Origin of the sequence: Sneathiella sedimenti (assembly GCF_017313765.1) — a bacterium.
GTDB classification, from domain to species: domain Bacteria; phylum Pseudomonadota; class Alphaproteobacteria; order Sneathiellales; family Sneathiellaceae; genus Sneathiella; species Sneathiella sedimenti.
In genome coordinates, this window is record NZ_JAFLNC010000004.1 from 91,127 (window position 1) to 111,486 (window position 20,360).

Annotated in this window: 17 protein-coding genes; 7 read left to right on the forward strand and 10 right to left on the reverse strand. The window is 58.4% G+C overall.

Features of this window, described 5'->3' with window-relative positions; translation table 11 throughout:
* Positions 1-11: 11 nt before the first annotated feature.
* The 9 genes from J0X12_RS12140 to ruvX all read right to left on the reverse strand — a co-directional run bounded on the left by J0X12_RS12140 (position 12) and on the right by ruvX (position 10,873).
* Complete coding sequence (locus J0X12_RS12140) at positions 12-395, reverse strand: DUF983 domain-containing protein (RefSeq protein WP_207046107.1); 384 nt, start codon at positions 393-395, stop codon at positions 12-14.
* 97 nt (positions 396-492) lie between these two features.
* Entirely contained in the window at positions 493-2,793 is a 2,301-nt protein-coding gene (gene rnr / locus J0X12_RS12145) for a ribonuclease R (RefSeq protein WP_207046109.1), read from the reverse strand.
* 31 nt (positions 2,794-2,824) lie between these two features.
* Positions 2,825-5,449, reverse strand: coding sequence for a type I DNA topoisomerase (gene topA / locus J0X12_RS12150; protein WP_207046111.1), 2,625 nt, complete (start codon positions 5,447-5,449; stop codon positions 2,825-2,827).
* A 72-nt stretch (positions 5,450-5,521) separates the two neighbouring features.
* Entirely contained in the window at positions 5,522-6,679 is a 1,158-nt protein-coding gene (gene dprA / locus J0X12_RS12155; protein WP_207046119.1) for a DNA-processing protein DprA, read from the reverse strand.
* A 37-nt stretch (positions 6,680-6,716) separates the two neighbouring features.
* Entirely contained in the window at positions 6,717-7,382 is a 666-nt protein-coding gene (locus J0X12_RS12160) for a hypothetical protein (protein ID WP_207046120.1), read from the reverse strand.
* Positions 7,383-7,458: 76 nt separating this feature from the next.
* Positions 7,459-8,112, reverse strand: coding sequence for a glycerol-3-phosphate 1-O-acyltransferase PlsY (gene plsY / locus J0X12_RS12165; RefSeq protein WP_207046122.1), 654 nt, complete (start codon positions 8,110-8,112; stop codon positions 7,459-7,461).
* Positions 8,113-8,121: 9 nt separating this feature from the next.
* Complete coding sequence (gene pyrC, locus J0X12_RS12170; protein WP_207046124.1) at positions 8,122-9,414, reverse strand: dihydroorotase; 1,293 nt, start codon at positions 9,412-9,414, stop codon at positions 8,122-8,124.
* Positions 9,411-10,358: an aspartate carbamoyltransferase catalytic subunit gene (locus tag J0X12_RS12175; protein WP_207046126.1), complete on the reverse strand. Its 948-nt coding sequence runs from the start codon at positions 10,356-10,358 to the stop codon at positions 9,411-9,413. The genes pyrC and J0X12_RS12175 overlap by 4 nt, the downstream gene beginning before the upstream one ends.
* Positions 10,359-10,414: 56 nt before the next feature.
* The gene (ruvX, locus tag J0X12_RS12180; RefSeq protein WP_207046128.1) at positions 10,415-10,873 is read right to left on the reverse strand and encodes a Holliday junction resolvase RuvX; all 459 of its coding nucleotides are present in this window, start codon (positions 10,871-10,873) and stop codon (positions 10,415-10,417) included.
* Between the two features lie 105 nt (positions 10,874-10,978).
* Between ruvX and gatC the strand changes: the two genes are divergently transcribed.
* From gatC to gatB, 3 genes are read left to right on the forward strand one after another with little or no spacing between them, the layout of a single operon-like run.
* On the forward strand, positions 10,979-11,266 hold the full coding sequence (gatC, locus tag J0X12_RS12185) for an Asp-tRNA(Asn)/Glu-tRNA(Gln) amidotransferase subunit GatC (RefSeq protein ID WP_207046130.1): 288 nt from the start codon (positions 10,979-10,981) through the stop codon (positions 11,264-11,266).
* Positions 11,266-12,744, forward strand: coding sequence for an Asp-tRNA(Asn)/Glu-tRNA(Gln) amidotransferase subunit GatA (gatA, locus tag J0X12_RS12190; RefSeq protein ID WP_207046132.1), 1,479 nt, complete (start codon positions 11,266-11,268; stop codon positions 12,742-12,744). The genes gatC and gatA overlap by 1 nt, the downstream gene beginning before the upstream one ends.
* A 2-nt stretch (positions 12,745-12,746) precedes the next feature.
* Positions 12,747-14,201, forward strand: a complete 1,455-nt coding sequence (gene gatB, locus J0X12_RS12195; protein WP_237688134.1) for an Asp-tRNA(Asn)/Glu-tRNA(Gln) amidotransferase subunit GatB — start codon at positions 12,747-12,749, stop codon at positions 14,199-14,201.
* Between the two features lie 306 nt (positions 14,202-14,507).
* Here the strand turns inward: gatB and J0X12_RS12200 are convergent, their stop codons facing one another.
* Positions 14,508-14,825 (reverse strand): hypothetical protein, encoded by a 318-nt coding sequence (locus J0X12_RS12200; protein ID WP_207046134.1) that lies wholly within the window; start codon positions 14,823-14,825, stop codon positions 14,508-14,510.
* A gap of 108 nt (positions 14,826-14,933) precedes the next feature.
* Between J0X12_RS12200 and recO the strand changes: the two genes are divergently transcribed.
* From recO to J0X12_RS12220, 4 genes are all read left to right on the forward strand, one after another.
* Positions 14,934-15,722 (forward strand): DNA repair protein RecO, encoded by a 789-nt coding sequence (gene recO / locus J0X12_RS12205; RefSeq protein WP_207046136.1) that lies wholly within the window; start codon positions 14,934-14,936, stop codon positions 15,720-15,722.
* 42 nt (positions 15,723-15,764) lie between these two features.
* Positions 15,765-17,993, forward strand: coding sequence for a DNA topoisomerase IV subunit A (gene parC, locus J0X12_RS12210; RefSeq protein WP_207046138.1), 2,229 nt, complete (start codon positions 15,765-15,767; stop codon positions 17,991-17,993).
* Positions 17,994-18,028: 35 nt separating this feature from the next.
* Positions 18,029-19,642 carry an AMP-binding protein gene (locus tag J0X12_RS12215; protein WP_207046140.1) on the forward strand — a complete coding sequence of 538 codons (1,614 nt, stop codon included), beginning with the start codon at positions 18,029-18,031 and terminating at the stop codon, positions 19,640-19,642.
* Between the two features lie 116 nt (positions 19,643-19,758).
* Positions 19,759-20,355, forward strand: a complete 597-nt coding sequence (locus J0X12_RS12220; RefSeq protein WP_207046142.1) for a biotin transporter BioY — start codon at positions 19,759-19,761, stop codon at positions 20,353-20,355.
* The last annotated feature ends 5 nt before the right edge of the window (positions 20,356-20,360 follow it).

Sequence of the window (20,360 nt, forward strand, 5' to 3'; positions counted from 1 at the left end):
GTCCAGTCAGTTTAGGTGAAGTCACCTCCAAAGCCATGCATCTGGCGGGCCCATTGAATGCCGATCAGCGCGCCTTTGACCCGCGGCAGCAGCCACAACGCAGAGAGCAGGGAAATCGGCATCCAGATGGTAAGCTGCACCCAAGTTTCCGGACTATAGACCTGTTCAACGGTCAACATGCCGGAGAGCACAAAATGCAACACGATCAGCATTGTGAAATAAGGCGGCGCATCGTCAGCCCGCTGATGATGCAGCTCCAGGCCGCAGGTATCGCAAGTGTGGTTGACCTTGATGTAGCTTTTGAAAACCTGGCCCTTGCCGCAATCCGGGCAGCGACGACGAAGACCATGCTTGAAAGCCTGGGCCACAGATCTCGTATTTTGAGTAATGTTCATCCGGTGCCTATTTATCAATATTCCATGGGTGAATGTTACCACCACTTATACATGAAATGTATGAAGAAAAAGGCTTTGCGACACTGTGCCGCAGCGATCAGCTTGTTTCCTGACGGCGGCGTGCCCACTTTTTCCCCTTGGGCAGGGTGCGCTTTTTCTTCTTGACCGGTTTTCGTGCCGGAGGTTTCGTCCCACCTCTCATTTTCCGGTTCGGATCCGGTCGGCGCACGGGAGTGGAACCGCCGTCGCGCCCGTCCTCAATCTCGACAATCATGCTGCCGGTCACAATATCGACCTCCCGCAAGCGCACGGCGAGCCGGTCCGCGAGACGGAAAACCCGCCCGGTCCGCTTGCCGACCAGCATATGCTTTTCGGGATCGAAATTGAAGAAATCGTTGCCGAGGGTGGAAATCGGTGCGAGCGCGTCGGCGCCGCTGTCGTCGAGGGAGAGAAACAGGCCGGCGCGGGTGACGCCAGAGACCTTCGCCTGGAAGATCTCCCCGACCTTGTTAGCGAGGAAGACTGCGGTAAACCGGTCCGTCGTTTCGCGTTCCGCCACCATGGCACGTCGTTCTGTGGCCGAAATCTGGGTGCCGATCTCTCTGAACTCGAACGCCTCTTCATCCTTCAGGCCGCCATCGCCGAGCTTGAGGGCAGAGATCAGGCTGCGATGGACCATCAAGTCCGCATAGCGCCGTATGGGCGAGGTGAAATGCGCATAATTCTGGAGATGCAATCCGAAATGATGGAGATTGTCCGGGCTGTAGACCGCCTGTGACTGACTTCGCAGCACCAGCGAGCTGACCAGCTCCCGATCTATGTCATTGTCGGCCTGGGCGAGGATACGGTTGAAGGTCTCCGTGGTGACAACCTGCCCCTTGGCGTAGCGGATATTCATGTCCGCGAGCGTTTCCTGCAGGCCGATCATCTTGTCCGTGGTTGGCGGTTCATGGACACGGAACATACAGGGCTGTTTCATCTTGACCAGCGTTTCCGCCGCCGAGACGTTGGCCTGGATCATGAACTCCTCGACCAGCATATGCGCCTCGAACCGCTCCCGTTTATGCACGGCCTTGATAAAGCCGTCCACACCAAACTCGATTCGCCTCTCCGGCAGGTCAAGGTCGAGCGGCTGGCGCTTGGTCCTGGCTTTCTTGAGCGCAGCGTAGGCCCCGAACAGCGGTTCTATCACCTCCGTGGCCAACATTTCCGTCTTGTCGTCGGTTTTCCCCTCATGGGCATCCTGTGCCTGCCGGTAGGTGAGCGAGGCAATGGAGCGGATCAGGCCGCGCATGAATTTATGGCGTAGCTTGTTACCCTCCGAATCAAACCACATCTGCACCGCCATCACCGGCCGGTCGACATTTTCATGCAGGGAGCAGAGGTCGCTGGAGAGTTCATGCGGCAGCATCGGCACCACGCGGTCGGGGAAATAGACGCTGTTGCCGCGCTCCTTTGCCGCCTTATCAAGCGCGGAACCGTGGGTCACATAATGGGCGACATCGGCAATGGCAACGATCGCCTGCCAGCCGCCCTTGTTTTTCGGGTCATCATCTGGTGCGGCCCAGACCGCATCATCCCGGTCCCGGGCATCCGCCGGATCGATGGTCAGGAGCGGCAGGCCCCGGAGGTCTGTACGCTTGCCAAGCGAGACGGGCTTTGCCGCCAGGGCTTCCTTGATCGCCGCCTTGTCGAACTCATCCGGGATGCCATGGGCATGGATGGCAATCAGGCTTAACGAGGCCGCGTCGCCCATCGGGCCGACACGCTGCGTTACCCGACCTTCGGGCAGGGCATAAGTCTTGCCCGGCAGGATGTCACACAGTACGACTTCGCCGCTCTGGGCGCCCATGGAGTTTTCCTCGCGGACCACAATCTCTTTCTTCAGCTTGCGGTTGGTGGGCTGCACACGCCCGTCCTTGCCGATCTTCGTATAGACGCCAAGGGTCGGCCCGACAGAGGGTTCCAGCCGGCGAATAACACGCGCCTCGTAAGTGCCGTCCTTCTGGCGGGCCAGACGGGCGAGCAGACGGTCCCTGACGCCCGGCGCCTGTGTCCGGCCGGGCTGCAGCACATAGATAACGGGCGGCTTGCCGTCCTCCTGCCAGCTGACGGGGCGGGCAATGGCCTCTCCGTCCTTGTCGATCCGGTCCACCTCGATCACTGCAACGGAGGGAAGCGCGCCTGCCGGGGCGAGTTCCTGCTTGCGACCCTTTTCAAGATGACCTTCGTCGATCAGCTCCTTCAGGATCTTTTTCAGGTAGATCCGGTCGGCCCCCTTTATATTGAAGGCACGGGCGATTTCCCGCTTGCCGACGGGCGTCTCGCTTTCATCGATAAAGCTGCGCACCTGTTCCTTGGTCGGCAGATGTTCGCTCTGTTGGCTTTTTGGAGTCAAGATATCCTATTTTCTATTGTCAAAGGCCGTCTCATTCCGCCGCGGCCGCGGATTTCTTGGGGGCGGCCTTTTTCTTCGCCGGGGCTTTCTTTTTCGCGGGTGCTTTTTTCTTCGCCGTCCCTGCCTTTTTCGCAAGTTTCGGCTTCTTTCCGCTCTTCTCCGCCCGCTCGGCCAGCAGTTTTACCGCCTCTTCCAGCGTGATCGTCAGGGGGTCGGCATCCTTCGGGATCGTCGCATTGATCCCGCCATGGGTGACATAGGCGCCGTAACGTCCGTCCTTCACGTTAATGTCAGCGCCATCCGTCGGATGCTGCCCGACGACCCGCAGGGGTGCCGTCGTCCGTCCACCGCCACGCGTTTTCGCCGCCGCCAGCAGTTCGACCGCGCGGTTCATCCCGACGGTCAGCACTTCCATGCTGTTCGAGAGCTTACCGTATTTCCGGTCGCTTTCCACATAGGGGCCATAGCGGCCGAGCCCGGCCGTAATCATGGACCCGGTCTCCGGATGCGGACCAATCTCCCGCGGGAGTCCGATCAGCTGGACCGCGAGATCGAAATCGATTTCATCCAGTGGAATATCCTTCGGGATGGAAACGCGTTTGGGCTTTTTCTTGGGCTCCGGCTCACCAAGTTGAAGATAGGGGCCGTAAGGGCCCTTGCGGAGCGTGATCATCAGGCCGCTGGCAGGATCGAGACCGATCTCCTTGGGCCCTTCATCGGCCGTCTCATTGGCGTCGTCCGCACTTTCGCCCAGCTTGCGCGTAAATCGGCAGTCGGGATAGTTCGAACAGCCAATAAAAGCGCCGAACCGACCGGTTTTCAGACTCAGCCGGCCATCGTCGCATTTCGGGCAGGTGCGTGGATCCTTGCCATCTTCCGTCGGCGGGAAAACATGCGGTGCAAGAACGCGGTTCAGTTCCTCCAGCACGTCAGTGACGCGAAGTTCGGCTGTTCCCTCAACGAGAAGGTTAAAATCATACCAGAAGTCGCGCAGAACCTGTTTCCAATCAATCTTTGCCGCCGACACATCGTCGAGCTTCTCCTCCAGCTGCGCGGTGAAGTCATACTCCACATAGCGCGTGAAGAAGGAGGCGAGGAAGGCCGTTACCAGCTGTCCCTTATCCTCGGGGATAAAGCGTTTCTGGTCAATCCGGACATAATCCCGGTCCTGCAGGACGGAGATGATGGAGGCATAGGTGGACGGGCGGCCGATGCCAAGTTCTTCCAGTTTCTTGACCAGGCTTGCCTCGGAATAACGGGGCGGCGGCTCGGTGAAATGCTGGTCCTCGGTGACCTTGTCCGTCGCGACATTTTCCCCGGCCTTGACGGCGGGCAGTCGATTGCCGTTTTCGTCATCAGCGACATCATCGCGGCCTTCCTCATAAAGCTTGAGGAAGCCGGGGAAGCGTACAACGCTGCCGGTGGCGCGCAAGGTCTGGCCGTCGCCATCACTGAAATCGATGGTGGTGCGTTCGAGCTGTGCACTTTCCATCTGACTGGCGATTGTCCGTTTCCAGATCAGTTCGTAAAGCCGTAAATGCTCCTGATCGAGATATTTTGCGACCATTGCAGGGGTGCGGGACAGGTCTGTCGGGCGGATGGCCTCATGGGCCTCCTGTGCATTCTTAGACTTCGATTTATAGAATCGCGGCTTTTCCGGCACATATTCCTTGCCATATTCACTCGCGATCACGTCCCGCGCACTATGCATCGCCTCCATCGCCAGGCTGACACCGTCTGTTCGCATATAGGTGATCAGGCCTTGCGTCTCGCCGCCGAGATTGAACCCCTCATAGAGCTTCTGCGCGACCATCATGGTCCGCTTCGCCCCAAATCCCAGCTTACGGGAGGCTTCCTGCTGCAGGGTTGAGGTGGTGAAGGGCGGGGAGGGGTTGCGCTTGGCGGGTTTTTGGGTGACATCGGCAATGGAAAAGCTGCCGGCGCGCAATTTTTCCGCCGCGGCTTTTGCCGTCTCCGCATTGGGAAGCGAGAATTTGTCGAGTTTCTTGTTTGCGAGATGGGTCAGCCGCGCGGTGATCTTGTCCTTTTTCTCGGTCAGGAAATCCGCGTCGATCGTCCAATATTCCTCGGCCTTGAAAGCGTCGATCTCAAGCTCGCGCTCGCAGATCAGGCGAAGGGCGACGGATTGCACCCGGCCAGCGGATTTTGCGCCGGGCAATTTCCGCCAAAGGACCGGCGATAATGTGAAGCCGACAAGATAATCGAGGGCGCGGCGCGCCTGTTGCGCATTCACGAGGTTCATATCCAGCTCACGCGGATGGGCGATTCCCTCCAGCACGGCACGTTTGGTGATCTCGTTGAAGACGACGCGGCTGACTTTCGCGCCCTTCAGTTTTTTCTTCTCCTCCATCACTTTCAGCACATGCCAGGCGATGGCTTCCCCTTCGCGATCCGGGTCAGTGGCGAGGTAGAGATTCTCGGCGCCTTGAAGCGCATCGGCGATAGCCTTGATATGTTTTGCGGATTTCGCATCATTTTGATAATGCATGGCAAAATCCTCATCCGGCTCGACCGATCCATCCTTCGATGGCAGGTCGCGGATATGCCCGTAGGATGCCAGAACCGTATAGTCCTTGCCCAGATACTTATTAATCGTCTTGGCTTTTGCAGGGGATTCGACAACAACAACGTTCATATCAATACCGCAGGCTTTCTACTTGTTTTCAAGGTCTCTCTAATCCGCGTCATGCCGTGATATATAAAGACGCTATTCGACGATTGAAACCCTGTTCCCGAAATGGCGTTCTATTCTGCCTGCCAGTTCCAGTTCAAGTAAAATCGTTAAAATCGTTGCGGCGGGGTGTCCGGTCAGGCGGATCAGCTCGTCGATTTCAACGGGCGTCGGGCTGAGATAGGTGATGATATCGGGGCGCAGGCGGTCCAGCTCCTGCTCGTCGGGCTGAACCGGATCGAGGAAGGGGAGGCGCGGCTGGTCGGGTTCCTTTAGCGGCCGTCGACGTATGCTTTCCAGCGCATCGATAATATCCGCTGCCTCCTCTACCAGTGTCGCGCCGTTTCGGATCAGGTTGTTGGTGCCCTTGGCGCGCGGATCCATGGGGGAGCCCGGGACGGCAAAGACCTCGCGTCCCTGCTCAAGGGCCATGCGTGCCGTAATGAGCGAACCGGAGCGGGGCGAGGCTTCCATCACCAACACCCCGAGTGCCAGCCCGGAGATAATCCGGTTGCGGCGGGGAAAGTGGCGGGCCTGGGGCACCGTACCCATGGGTTGCTCGGCGATAACGCAGCCGCGCTCGTATATTTCCTCTTGCAAGGCCTCGTTTTCGCGCGGATAGGGATAATCGAGACCGCCCCCGACAACCGCGATCGTCCCGCCCTCCAGCGATGCCCGATGCGCCGATGTATCAATCCCGCGGGCGAGCCCGGAGGCGACAATAATATTCTCGCGAGATATCCCGCCGGCGATCTGCCCGGTCAGGCGCAGCGCCACGGCAGAGGCATTGCGGGCGCCAACAATGGCGAGAATATCCCTGTTCAGCAGGTGGGCATGGCCACGCAGGGAAATCACAGGTGGTGGGTCGGCGATCATGCTGAGGGCTTTCGGGTAATCCGGCTCCGAGGCGGCGATCATCCGTCCGCCAAACGCGAGAAGCGCCTCCATCTCCCGCGATGCCTCCCCCGCCGGGCAAACCCGGATCGGCTTTTTCCGGCCGCCTTTTCGCGCAAGGTCCGGCAGGGCCTCAAGCGCTTTCGACGCGGTACCAAACCGGCCCAGCAACTGAAAAAAGGTGATCGGTCCGACATTCTCGGACCTGATCAGGCGAAGCCAGGCGAGCCTTTCTTCCGGCGACAATTCGCGTTGCTGTTCCATTTGGGGAAGATGGCAGAAGTCTATTAATCGCGTCAATTGAATTCTGGCTATCTATTTGCGCGCTTAATAGTAGCTATGTCTCGTTGTCCTCGTTCCCGATATCGCGAAACCGCGGCGACAGGTCGAAGATATTTGTAAGGGAAAACCCGTCTGCCTTTCCCTTTACATCTGCCGGAGAGGACAGGGGTGCCGCCTCGGGCGGGATGGGCTCGGCCGGGGGTGGAGGCGCTGGTTCCGGTTTTAACTGCTGCCGCATTTTCTCGAATTTCTCGATTTCCATCAGGACTTTCATTTCTTCTGCGGCGTTGGATGTCAGAGGCTGTTGCGGTGAGATCGATATCTTTTTCATGGTATCTGGCGGCGTCTCCCTTGGTTGTACGGGCGCAGCGGGTGAGGCATCGCGAATAGCTGTCCGGCACCCTCGTAGTTTGCGAAGGCGTCGGCGTTCCGCCCTTTGCTCGCGTCGTTTCAATATTGGGTCGGGACTGGCCGGGTCCGGTTGAAGAGCAGACGGGGCTGGCCCAGGTTCTTCCGGCGGTGCGGCAACGATGTCTTCCCCGATATCCCGGATGTTCTTTCCAAGAATGGAAAATTTTTCCTTGAAATAGCTGTGTCGCCGCGCGATTTCGGCCTTGTGCCGGGCGACATGCGCGGTGAAGGCCTGACCGGCGGCGTCCTGCAAGGCCTGCAGGCGGCGGACATTGGCATCCTTGACATGGTATGTTGCGCCGGCATCCATCGGCCCATCCCTTGATTTTACAGGCGTCAAATTTCCCTTTTAAGTAAGTATAAAAAGGAAGCTGTTCAACCCGAAGTCAGGATTTCTTTTTGCCGATGCGTGGTTCTTCGCCTTTTAGCAGGCGGCTAATATTCTCGCGGTGGCGTATAAAGATGAGAACGGCCATCAGCGCGGCGAATTCAATGCGCTGGGTATCGCCGTAATAGGTGTCGCCAAGCGGAGAGAGGGTTTGAAGAATATAGATATACACAGGTGCGAGCGCGGCAGCGACCAGGGCGGAGAGAGAGGAAATCCGGAAGATCAGGGCAGTCAGCAGCCAGGTGAGCGCAACGCCGAGACCAGCAGGCCAGCTGATCGCGAGCATTACGCCAATAAAGGTCGCGACGCCCTTGCCGCCCTTGAATTTCAGCCAGACCGGGAATAGATGGCCGAGAAAAGCCCCGCCGCCCGCCAGTACGGCGTAATCCTGTGTCAGGAAACTGTTGGCGAGGATGACGACAATCGCACCCTTGCCGCCATCAAGCAGGAGTGTGGCGAGCGCGAGGCCCTTGTTGCCGGTGCGCAGCACATTTGTCGCCCCGATATTGCCCGAGCCGATTTTCCGCACATCGCCAAGCCCGGCCATTTTGGTCAGCACCAGCCCAAAGGGGATCGATCCAATGAGGTAGCCGATTGCGGCGGCGGCATAGAAGGGCCAGGTAAAGCTGATATCGCCTAGGGGATCGGGCATGGAAGCCTCCTAAAGCTCAAAAACGGGTTTGCCGCGCACGAAGGTTTTAAGAACGCGGCCCTGCAGCAGATGGCCGTCAAACGGGGTGTTCTTCGACTTTGAGAGCAGCTTGTCGCCGTCCACCTGCCAGGGCCTCTCGGTATCGAACAGGATGAGGTCCGCGTCGCCACCTTTTCTGATCGCCCCGGCGTCGAGACCGAGCAGCTTCGCCGGCGCGACAGTCATGGTATGGAGCAAGCGAAGCAGGTCGACATCGCCATTGTGGTAGAGCCGCAAACTGACCGGCAGCATGGTCTCCAGCCCGATCACGCCGGGCTTGGCCTGTGCGAAGGGAAGGCGCTTGCTGTCTGCACTCTGGGGCAGATGCTGCGAGGAGATGATATCTATCGTGCCGTCCTTGATCCCCTCGATCACCGCACGGCGCTCATCTTCCTCCCTGAGTGGCGGCGAGACGCGAGCAAAGGTCCTGTACTCCCCGAGTTCCAGGTCATTCAGCGCATGATAGTGCGGCGCGGTGCCGGCCGTGACCTTCAGTCCGTCATTCTTCGCCCGGCGCATGGTATCAAGGGCGTCCTTCGTGCTGAGATGTGCCGCATGCCATCGTGCACCGGTCATCTTGACCAGGCGGATATCGCGCTCCACCAGAATGGCTTCCGCGCAGGAGGGTACGGATTTGAGGCCCATGAAGGTGGCGGTGCGACCGCCGGTCATCACGCCGCCGGTGGCAAGACCGGGGTCTTCCGCATGAACGATCACCGGCAAGTCAAACATGGTGGAATAAGCAAGTGCCCGCCGCATCAGGTTAATTGCCTGAATGGCGAACTGGCCATCGCTGACGGCGACGACACCTGCCTCGGAGAGAAGGCCCATTTCTGCCATTTCCTCGCCGAGAAGTCCTTTCGTCAACGCGCCAGTAATGCAGACCTTAACCGCGCAGGTGTTTTTTGCGCGTCGCAGCACCATTTCCACGATCGCCGGATCGTCAATGACAGGCTCAGTCGCGGGAAACGCGTTGATGGTGGTCACTCCGCCTGCAGCGGCGGCCATTCCGGCGGTTGTCATGGTTTCGCGATGTTCCTTGCCCGGCTCGCAGAGGTAGGCATGGGCATCGACGAGGCCCGGACTCAGGCAATATCCCTGGCAGTCCTCTATTATTGCGCCGTCGGGAAGGGTGCCCTTTTTGATATGGGCGCCCCAGTCGAGAACTTTGCCCTTCTCAATCAGGACACCACCCAGGGTATCCGTGTTTGTTGCCGGGTCGAGCAGGCGGGCGTTGATAAGGGCGTGGATCGGATTGCTCATGCCGCGGACTCCCGTGTGAGAAGGTCAAGGCAGGCCATCCGGACGGCGACGCCCATCTCCACCTGTTCTGAGATGGCGCTGATATTGAGGTCGTCGGCAATCTCAGAGTCAATCTCGACACCCCGGTTCATCGGACCTGGATGCATGATCAAGGCGTCTGGCTTGGCGACAGAGAGCTTTTCCGCATTCAGGCCGAAAAAGTGGAAATATTCGCGGATCGATGGCACGAAGGAGCCCTGCATCCGCTCTGTCTGCAGACGCAGCATCATGACGATATCCGCATCCTTCAGTCCTTCTGACATTTTATTGTAAACCTCGACGCCCATTTTCGCGGCGTTCGACGGGATCAGCGTTGTCGGCCCGACAATGCGCACTCTTGCGCCCATAATGTTGAGCAGGGCGATGTTGGACCGGGCGACGCGGCTGTGCTGGATATCGCCGCAGATGGCGACGATCAGCCCTTCCAGCCGTCCCTTGCGGCGGCGGATGGTCAGCGCATCGAGGAGTGCTTGCGTCGGATGCTCATGGCTGCCGTCTCCGCCATTGATGACGGCGCAATCAACCTTCTGGGAGAGCAGGTGCGGCGCGCCCGAATCACCGTGGCGGATCACCAGCACATCCGGATGCATGGCGTTCAGGGTCATCGCCGTGTCGATCAGTGTCTCGCCCTTTTTGACCGAGCTGGACCCGACCGACATATTGATCACATCCGCGCCAAGGCGTTTGCCCGCCAGCTCGAAGGAGGTGCGCGTGCGGGTGGAATTCTCAAAGAAGAGGTTGATCTGGGTCTTGCCGCGCAGCAGGTCACGCTTTTTATCGGGCGTGCGGGCGATCTCTGCGTAATGTTCGGCTAAAGAAAGGATTTGGTTGATATCGGATGCATCAAGCCGTGCGATATCAAGGAGATGCCTATGGGCAAATCGTATGGAATCTGTGTTTGTCATTAAAAGCCGACTGTATAGCGGCCTAACGGAAAAGCGACAAGCGCAAGTTGATATTTTTATCGCATTGAATCGAGGGCACCCTGGAGGATATAGGCGGCGGCCATTTTATCGACCGCTTTTGCCCGTTTCTGGCGGGATGCGTCGGCGTCGATCATGCTGCGGGTCATGGCCGCGGTGGACAGGCGTTCATCCCAGAAGCACATGGGCAGGTCGAAAAATTCCTCGAGATTTTTCTGAAACTGGCGAATCGACTGGCAGCGAGGCCCTTCGCTTCCGTCCATATTGATTGGCAGCCCGATAACGAAACCGCCTATAGACCATTTCTCGATAATTTTGCGGATTTCTTCCGCATCCGCCTTGAACTTTGTCCGCTTGATTGTCATAAGAGGCGTGCCTATTTTCAAGCCGGGGTCGGAAATGGCCAGTCCAATGGTTTTTGTGCCTGGATCCATGCCGAGCAGCCGCTTGTCGAGGGGCAACAGATGTTTCAAATGGGTGGGGTTGTCGAGAAGCATTGGTTACGCTAGTTTGCAGCCAATGTCGGCTTGGCGTCCGTTTTTAAGTTGGAAACAGTCCGGGCCGACCCTCCGGATAGCTTCTTTTATAGCAAAGGGTGACAGATGTCGCTTGATAAAGCCACTGTGGCTAAAGTAGCCAATCTGGCCCGCATCAAGATCGAGGAAAAAGACCTCGAACCGATGGCGGCCGAACTTAATAATATACTGGGCTGGGTAGAACAGCTTGGCGAAGTAGATACCGACAATGTGGAGCCGATGACCTCGGTCGCCGAGATGCGCCTGCGCTGGCGCGCCGACGAGGTGACGGACGGAGGCTATGTCGAGGATGTCGTCGCCAACGCGCCGGGCGGTGAAGACGGTTATTTTGCCGTACCGAAGGTGATCGAATAATGAGTGACCTGACCAAGTTGACAATCGCGGCGGCCCGCGACGGCCTTGCCAAGGGCGATTTTTCCTCGCGCGAGCTGACTGCCGCCCATATCACGGCGATGACGGCCTCGAAGCCGCTCAATGCCTATATCACGGAAACACCGGAGCAGGCAGTTGATGCCGCTACGGCCTCCGATGCGCGCCGCGCAAAAGGGGAGGCGGGCAAGCTCGAGGGAATTCCGCTCGCCATCAAGGACCTCTTCTGCACCAAGGGCGTGCTGACCACTGCGGCGTCTCATATTCTCGATGGCTTCACGCCACATTATGAAAGCACCGTCACCGCCAATCTCTGGGGCGCGGGCGCAGTGATGCTGGGCAAGGTCAATCTTGACGAATTCGCCATGGGCTCCTCCAACGAGACCAGCTATTACGGCAATGTGGTCAATCCCTGGCGGCGCGACGGCGACGATACTGCGCTCGTGCCGGGCGGTTCGTCAGGTGGTTCGGCGAGTGCGGTTGCCTCGTTCAGTGCCATGGGCGCGACGGGCACAGACACTGGCGGCTCGATCCGTCAGCCGGCTTCCTTCACCGGCATTGTCGGCATGAAGCCGACTTACGGGCGATGCTCGCGCTGGGGAGTGGTGGCCTTTGCCTCCAGCCTCGACCAGCCGGGACCGATGGCGCGCACAGTGCGCGATACCGCGATCATGCTGGAATCCATGGCAGGGTTCGATGCGAAGGACAGTACCAGCGTGAATATGCCGGTGCCGAATTTTGAGGACGCACTGACCGGCGATATCAAGGGCCTCAGGATTGGCATTCCGAAGGAATACCGCATTGACGGCCTGAGCGATGAAATTGACGCGCTCTGGCAAAAGGGCATCGACTGGCTGAAGGACGCCGGCGCGGAAATCGTCGACATCAGCCTGCCACACACCAAATACGCCCTTCCGGCCTATTACATCATCGCACCGGCGGAGGCATCCTCCAATCTCGCGCGTTATGACGGGGTTCGTTTCGGTCTCCGGGTGGAGGGCAAGGACCTCAACGATATGTATGCGAGCACCCGGGCCGAAGGGTTCGGCGACGAGGTGAAGCGCCGCCTGTTGATCGGGACCTATGCGCTTTCCGCCGGATATTATGATGCCTATTATTTGAAGGCACAGAAGGTCCGCGCCCGCATCGCCGAGGATTTCAAGCAGGCGTATCTCTCCGTGGATGCAATCCTCACCCCGACGGCACCCTCCGCCGCCTTTGGCTTCGGCGAGAAGGGGGATGACCCGCTCGAGATGTATCTCAATGACGTGTTTACGGTACCTGCAAGTCTTGCGGGATTGCCGGGTATTTCGGTTCCGGCGGGTCTGTCGAAAGAGAGTCTCCCGCTTGGCCTGCAACTGCTGGGCAAGCCGTTTGATGAGGAAACCGTGTTCCGCGTAGCCGGCGTTCTGGAAGAGGCTGCGGGCTTTACCGCCAAACCGACTGACTGGTGGAGAGGATAACAATGGGAATGATTATTCAGGGTGCCACCGGGGATTGGGAGGTCGTGATCGGCCTTGAAGTCCATGCACAGGTCACCACCAAATCTAAGCTCTTTTCCGGCGCATCCGCTGAATATGGTGCAGATCCAAACAGCCAGGTCTCCTTCGTCGATGCGGCCATGCCCGGCATGCTGCCCGTTATCAACGAGATGGCGGTGGAACAGGCAGTGCGGACGGGTCTTGGCCTGAACGCGAAGATCAACAAATTTTCCGTCTTCGACCGGAAGAACTATTTCTACGCCGACCTGCCGCAGGGCTACCAGATCAGCCAGTTTCTCCAGCCCATCGTCGGCGAGGGAAAAATCATTATCGACCTGAAAGACGGCGAGACCCGGGAAATCGGCATCACCCGCCTGCATCTGGAGCAGGATGCGGGAAAAAGCCTGCATGACCAGCACCCGAGCCAGACCTTCGTCGACCTGAACCGCTCCGGTGTGCCGCTGATGGAAATTGTGTCCGAGCCGGACATGCGCTCGCCGGAGGAGGCCGCAGCCTATGTCAAGAAGCTGCGCAGTATTGTCCGCTATCTCGGCACCTGCGATGGCAATATGGAGGAAGGCTCCATGCGGGCCGACGTCAATGTGTCCGTGCGCAAACCCGGCGACGCGTATGGCACGCGCTGCGAGATGAAGAACATCAACTCCGTACGTTTCATGCAGCAGGCGATCATCTATGAAGCGAACCGCCAGGTCGATATCCTGGAAGCGGGTGGCACGGTCGATCAAGAAACCCGGCTTTACGATCCGGACAAGGGGGAGACCCGGTCCATGCGCTCCAAGGAAGAGGCGCATGACTACCGCTATTTCCCCGATCCGGACCTTTTGCCGCTCGAATTCGATGATGCCTTTATCAAGCGGATCAGCGAGACCCTGCCGGAGCTGCCGGACGATAAAAAAGCACGCTTTATCAGTGAACTGGGGCTTTCCGCCTATGACGCTGGCGTGCTGGTCACGGAAAAGGAAGTCGCCGATTATTTCGAGGCGGTGGCCGAAGGGCGCGACGCCAAGCTTGCTGCAAACTGGGTCATTGGTGAATTGTTCGGTAACCTGAACCGGACCGGCAAGGACCTGTCGGAAAGCCCGGTCGGGGCAAATGCGCTGGGTGAGTTGATCGACCTGATCAAGGACGGCACAATCTCCAACCGGATCGCGAAAGAAGTCTTTGAGGAGATGTTCGATACCGGTAAGGCGGCAGGTGACATTGTCGAGGAAAAGGGCCTGAAACAGGTCTCCGATACCGGTGCGATCGAGGCGGCTATCGACGCGGTGATCGCCGCCAACCCGGACAAGGTTGCGGAATATCGCGACGGCAAGGACAAGCTATTCGGCTTCTTCATGGGGCAGGTGATGAAGGCAACGCAGGGAAAAGCGAATCCCGGTGTCGTCACCCAAATTCTGAAACCGAAGCTGGATCAGTAAATAGCGGAACAGAAACAGAGAGTGCGGTCGCCGGTGCGACCGCATTTTTTTACCTTACGCGTAAGAATTTATCGCCCAAAGCAGAATGAAAACGGGGAAGGCAAAGATATAGGCAGCTTCACGGAGCCTGCCGATCAATTTGTCGCGGCCATTGGTCTTGCGTGAGGACATCTGTTTTTCCTTTAAATACATAATACAATTGAATTCCTGCGCGGCAGACTAAGATGTTTCACAATTGCAACATTGATCCCAGTCAATGTCCCGAGGAAATACCGTGCATCGTAACGGGTTCGTCCACTCTGGTTGCTAGATCAGGACGATTTCAAGCCGGTAGGGAGTGTTATCGGTGATCTGGATAATCTCCATGTCATGATAGGTTGGCGTTGATTTCCGGTAGGACACCCCCCAGGCCGTCACATCGATGCGGCAGATCAGCCCGTCATACTTAAGGGCGATCTGATAACCTGACGTCGGCCCGCTGCAGAGACAGCGATGATATTTGAACGGGGTGAGGATATCAGGCGGGGAGGACAGCCACTCGATTCCCTCGGTCTCCAGCTCATGGTAACGGAGATATTTATCCTTGATGGTGCTGATCAGTGCGATATGGGCTTCCAGGGGCATTGTACCTTCCTCTGTTTCCCCTTTGGGACGCCTCTCGGTCACGGCTTGTGAGAAAAAAGCGGTCCGAATTCTGTTCGGAATGACCGCGTGATCTGGTAGGCTCGGAAAATGCAATGGAACGATAGCGGCCTTATCCTCAGCATCCGAAAACATGGGGAAAACAGCGTGATTATTCATGCCTTTACCCGTGAGCATGGTCGCTGTGCCGGACTGGTGCGCGGCGGCGTCGGGCGCCGCCTGCGCGGCATCCTGCAACCGGGTAATGAAGTCGATCTTGGCTGGCGGAGCCGTCTGGCCGAGCAGCTCGGCACCTTTACCGTGGAACTTCGGAAATCCCGTGCAAGCGGACTCTTCGATAGCGCGGATGCGCTGGCTGGCGCGAGTTCCGCGCTGGCGCTGCTGGATATTGTCCTGCCCGAGCGGGAGCCGCATGGCGCCCTTTATGACGCGACCTTGCTGCTGTTCGATGCGCTCAATGACCAGCCGGAAATCTGGCCACTCCTGCTGGCGCGTTGGGAACTCGGGCTCCTGAGCGAGATCGGCTATGGCCTCGATCTGAGCCACTGCGCTGCGACCGGGATGACGACGGATCTTATTTATGTCTCACCCAAGTCCGGGCGGGCTGTCAGCGCTGGCGCCGGGGCACCCTATCGGGAAAAGTTGCTGCGCCTGCCGGCCTTTCTGGGGGCCCGGTCGCTCGATCCGGACGCCGCGGAGGAAGCGACGTCAGCCGATATTCTTGGCGGGCTGGAGCTTACTGGCTATTTCATCGGGAAATTTATCAGCGAGCATCACCCGAGGGTTCAACTCTCCGCGCGGGAGCGGATGCTGGCCGCACTCAGGCGCCGTCACGCCCCGGATTCCGGGAAAAAAATAACGGAAAATGACGAGGCCTAATTTTTCCCTCCCCAAAGCAAAATCAGGTGGTATATAGGGGGCATGAGTGACCATTCCCCTATCTCCCCCGGCGAGATCGTTCCGACCTCGCTGAAAGACGCCATAAGCGAGCGTTACCTCGCCTATGCGATGTCCACAATCATGTCCCGTTCTCTTCCAGATGTGCGCGACGGGCTGAAACCGGTTCACCGACGTCTCCTCTATGCGATGCGGCTGCTGAAGCTCGATCCGGGGTCGGGGTTTAAGAAATGCGCCCGTGTCGTCGGTGACGTGATCGGTAAATATCACCCGCATGGTGATCAGTCGGTTTATGACGCGTTGGTTCGGCTCGCGCAGGAATTCGCGCAGCGTTACACGCTGGTGGAAGGGCAGGGGAATTTCGGCAATATCGACGGCGATAACGCGGCAGCCATGCGGTATACCGAGGCGCGCCTGACGGTCATTGCCGAGATGCTGCTCCGGGATATCGATCAGGATACGGTTGATTTTCGCCCGACCTATGACGGCGAGGACAAGGAGCCGGTGGTGCTCCCGTCCGCCTTCCCGAATCTGCTTGCCAATGGCTCCGCCGGGATTGCCGTCGGCATGGCAACCTCCATCCCGCCGCATAATGCGACCGAGCTTGCGAATGCGCTGCTGCATCTGATCAAGTTCCCGAATGCTGGCATTGACAAGCTGGTCGAGTTTATTCCGGGTCCTGATTTCCCGACCGGCGGGGAGTTGGTGGAGAAACCGGAAAATATCCGAGAAGCCTATCTGACCGGCCGCGGCAGCTTCCGTCAGCGGGCGACCTGGGCAGTGGAGGATCTGGGACGCGGTACCTACCAGATTGTCGTCACCGAGATTCCCTACCAGGTGCAGAAAAGTAAGCTGATCGAGCGGATTGCAGACCTGATCCAGACCCGGAAACTGCCGTTCCTGGCTGATGTACGGGATGAATCGGCCGAGGATGTCCGGCTGGTGCTGGAGCCGCGCAGCAAGAATGTCGAGGCGGAGATGCTGATGCAGGGGCTGTTCCGCCTCAGTGATCTGGAGACGCGATTCTCGCTCAACATGAATGTGCTGGACGCGACACAGACGCCCCGGGTGATGAGCCTCAGGGAAGTGCTGCTCGCCTTCCTCGATCATCGCTTCGAGGTTCTGATCCGTCGTTCCAAATTCCGTCTTGGCAAGATCGAGGCGCGGCTGGAAGTGCTGGAGGGCTATCTGATCGTCTTCCTCAATCTTGACGAGGTGATCCGCATCATCCGCGAGGAGGACCATCCGAAGCAAAGCCTGATCGACACCTTCAAGCTGACCGACAATCAGGCGGAAGCGATCCTCAATATGCGGCTGCGGTCTTTACGCAAGCTGGAGGAAATGGAACTGCGCACTGAGCATGACACCCTGAGCGCGGAAAAGGCTGACCTTGAGGCCTTGCTGGAGAGCGAGGATCTCCGGAAGGAAGCCATTGCGGAAGAGATTCGCGAGATGAAGAAGGCGCTGCAAAAGCTGCCGGCAATCTCCGAGCGCCGGACCCGTATCGGAGAAGCTCAGGAGTTGCCCGATATCCCGCTTGAAGCAATGATCGAGAAAGAACCGATTACCGTTATCTGCTCCGACAAGGGCTGGATCCGGGCCCTGAAGGGCCATATGGACGAGAACGGGGCCGAGAAATACAAGGACGGTGACAAGGGCCGGTTCTGGATCAAGGCGGAAACAACGGACAAGCTGGTGCTTTTCGCGACCAACGGACGGTTCTACACCATTGGCTGCGACAAGCTCCCGCGCGGACGCGGGCATGGGGAACCGGTGCGGCTGATGATCGATCTCGGGAATGATCAGGATATTGTCGCGCTGTTCGTCCACAAGCCGGATCGGAAGCTTCTGGTTGCCTCCAGTGATGGGCGCGGCTTTGTCGTCGATGAGAACAGTGTCATTGCCCAGACCCGTAACGGCAAGCAGGTGCTCAATGTCTCCGGCGATGTTGAGGCGGCGTTCTGCATTGACGTGGAAGGGGACAGCGTTGCCGTGATCGGGGATAACCGCAAGCTCAACTGCTTCGCGCTGGAGGAACTCGCCGAGATGACCCGTGGCCGGGGTGTGACCCTGCAGCGGTACAAGGACGGCGGGCTTTCGGACATCAAGACCTTCACGCGTGACGAGGGGCTTACCTGGAAATCCGGCGAGCGTACCCGGACGGAGACCGACCTGACCGGCTGGTATACCCGACGTGGCAATGCGGGCCGGCTTCCACCGCGCGGCTTTAACAAGAGCAACAAGTTCAGCTAGTCGATTTTCGGTTTTGTCAGCAGGATGAGGGGATAATGACGACAGTTTATGAGGCCTTTTGCACAACCGTCGCGAAATATCCTGATAACCCGTTTCTCTGTGTGCCGGCCTACGACAAGCGAAGCTATCATCCCGATGGCGTTGAGATCACCTATGCGGAGGCAGCCGGGGAGGTCGAGCGACTGAGATCGACTTACCGGGGGGCGGGTTTCTCCCATGGAAACCGCGTCGCTTTCCTTCTTGAGAACCGGCCGGACTATCTTCTGCACCTGCTGGCCGCAAATTCGCTCGGTGTGTCCTGCGTGCCGATCAATCCCGACTATCTCGATGATGAAATGCTTTACCTGCTGGATCATTCCGATGTTGATCTGGTAGTGACGATCGAGGCGCGGGCGACGGATGTCCAGAAAGTTGCGCTGCAACGGTCAAGGCCGCTCCCGGTCGTGATTTTCGAAAAATTCGCGGGTCACATACCGCGGCCCCGTCCGGCACCCTATCCCGCCGCCACAATCGGTCTTATGTCGGAGGTCAGCCTGCTGTATACCTCCGGCACCACCGGGCGGCCGAAGGGCTGCATCCTGACCAACGAGTATTTCCTGACGGCGGGACAGACCTATCTGGATCTCGGCGGCGTTGCGCAAATCCGCGAGGGGCAGGAGCGGCTCTATAATCCGTTGCCACTGTTTCACATGAATGCGGGCGCGGTCTCTTTTGTCTGCATGATCCTGTCCGGTGGTTGCCTGGTCATCCCGGACCGTTTTCATCCCACCACCTGGTGGCAGGAGCTTATTGAGACCAAAGCTAGCATTATCCATTATCTCGGCATCGTACCGCCGCTTCTGCTGAACCAGCCAAAGCGGGCGACTGATACGGCGCATAACGTCCGCTTCGGCGTCGGCGCCGGTGTTGAACCCGAACTGCATGAGGTGTTCGAGAAACGTTTCGGCTTTCCGCTGGTCGAGGTTTGGGGCATGACGGAAACCGGTCGCATCTTCGCCGATTGTATTGAGCCCCGGCAAATTCATACCCGTGCCTTTGGCCGTCCGACCGGGGATATGCTGGCCCGCGTCGTCGATGAGAAGGATCAGGATGTGCCCGCCGGCACCGAAGGGGAACTGCTGGTCAAATGCGCGGGCAATGATCCGCGGCGTGGCTTTTTTGCCGGATATCTCAAAAATGACGACGCGACTGAAGAGGCCTGGAAGGGCGGCTGGTTCCATACCGGCGACACGGTGCGCCAGGACGGGAGCGGGATGCTCTATTTCGTCGACCGCAAGAAGAACATCATCCGCCGCTCCGGCGAGAATATTGCCGCCGCCGAGGTCGAGGCCGTGCTGCAAACCCATGACGATATTGCGAAAGTCGCGGTGATTGCCGTGAAGGATGAACTTCGCGAAGAAGAGGTGATGGCCTGCATCGTCCTGATGGACGGTGTCCCGGATTCAGAGGAAAAGGCGGAAGAAATCTTCACCTACGCCAATGACAGGCTCGCCTATTTCAAGACGCCGGGGTGGATCCTGTTCCTGGATGATCTGCCGACGACAGGGACCCAGAAAATTCAGAAAACCCGGATTTTCGGCCCTGATGTTGATCCACGCACTGAGGCGGGCGCCTTCGATTTCAAGGATCGCAAGAAAAAGTCCCGGTAATTTTCCAAATAAATTTATAAGCTTACGTTAAATTACGGGTTGAATAACAAACGTTCGTTTGGTAAACATTCACTTTATTCTTGGCCCGTTCGGGCGAGTTAGTGAAAGGAACCAAAATGGCTTCATCTGAGACATCTTCCACCCTGATCGGCGCTCTGTGGAGCGTGGATGCGGGGACGACGCGTCTGGAAAAATTACTCCGGATTACCGTTCTTGCCTTGGCGGGAACCGCGCTTCTGGCGATTTCCGCCCAGATTTCCGTGCCGATGTGGCCCGTGCCCATGACCATGCAGACATTTGCCGTTGTCCTGATCGGCGCCGCTTACGGTTGGCGTCTCGGGGGCGCAACGGTGGCCCTTTATCTTGCAGAAGGAGCGATGGGCCTGCCGGTCTTCGCGAATGCGGGCAGCGTTGCCTCTCTCGTCGGGCCGACGGCAGGGTATCTCTTTGCCTTCGTGGCCGCTGCTGCTGCAGTCGGCGCACTGGTTGAAAAAGGCTGGGGCCGCTCTCTTTTCAAGACGACACTGGCCATGACCCTCGGTACCGCCATGATCTTCGCGGGCGGCGTTGCCTGGCTCTCCACCTTCACCGGTGTTGAAAAGGCCCTGGTTGTCGGCATGTATCCGTTCCTCGTTGGCGGCGCAGTCAAGATTGCGCTGGCGGTTGCGGTCCTGCCGATGGCGTGGAAGCTGGTCGGTAAAATCCGCAAGTAATCAAC